At 39.3% G+C, this 853-nt stretch carries 2 protein-coding genes; both read right to left on the minus strand.

All coding sequences use genetic code 11. The annotated features are described in order from the left end of the window. Positions 1 to 120 precede the first annotated feature (120 nt). Positions 121 to 357 carry a DUF3310 domain-containing protein gene (locus HT679_RS11090; RefSeq protein ID WP_023948037.1) on the minus strand — a complete coding sequence of 79 codons (237 nt, stop codon included), beginning with the start codon at positions 355 to 357 and terminating at the stop codon, positions 121 to 123. Continuing rightward, positions 342 to 698, minus strand: a complete 357-nt coding sequence (locus HT679_RS11095; RefSeq protein WP_173214658.1) for a hypothetical protein — start codon at positions 696 to 698, stop codon at positions 342 to 344. The genes HT679_RS11090 and HT679_RS11095 overlap by 16 nt, the downstream gene beginning before the upstream one ends. Positions 699 to 853 lie beyond the last annotated feature (155 nt).

An 853-nucleotide genomic window follows, 5' to 3' on the forward strand; every position in this document is an offset into this window, starting at 1 on the left:
GTACCTGTACCATCTTTATGCTTAGAGGTCAGCGCACGACAATCTGAGCCCAATTCAACGCCCTCAATTGTGATACTGCGCTTTATCCTATCAACATTGATGATTGTTCCCATTAATGTTTTAATTCTCATGCTCCATCTCCTCGATAAGCCAGTCAAGGTTCTTTCTGGCTTTTTTCAGGTCTTCAAGACCGTTTTTTTTCTGGAATCGCAGTTGATACTTCAAGGCATTTCCAAGATAAAAGCCTTTCAGCTGTTCTGGTGTCATGAAATTCCTTAAGGCATCGATAGATTCCATGCCAAATCTTCCTTGGTAGTGGCTTGGTTTGTTTACGTTGTCAATTATTTCTGGGTCCATTTGATAGCCTCCAAAAGTTCTAAGATTATTCGGTTCCATTCTTCGATTGTTGTTTCTCTAAAATCAAACTGAGACATCATTTCAGCTCTTTTGAATAATGCCCTCTTAAAGAATGAAGTTTTTCTGAAAAAATCTATATCATCTGTTTTAAACTCAGTCGTGATTTTCTTTCCATATCCCTCTATCTCTACATAGACTCTTGTTTTACTATAGAGAGGTAGAGGCTCCGCCCAAACACTTCCTTTCAAGTCTGATTCATCGACTTTTTTTAGCATTAACGATATCTTCTTAGCTTCGCTCTCTTTTTTAGCACCACTGAACGGGTATCTTTTTGGTCTCATTCCTTATCCTCCAAAAGCTCTCTGTTTTCGTAGATGTTGCCCACAACCTCACAATCAGTATGTCGTAACCACAATTCACATCCGTGTTGTTTGGATTCAAGACGATATGCTCCACCTCTATGTCTTACAACCTCGTAATAAGTCGGTTCAGATCG

The sequence above is a fragment of the Streptococcus sp. 4886 genome (assembly GCF_013276485.1).
Classification (GTDB): domain Bacteria; phylum Bacillota; class Bacilli; order Lactobacillales; family Streptococcaceae; genus Streptococcus.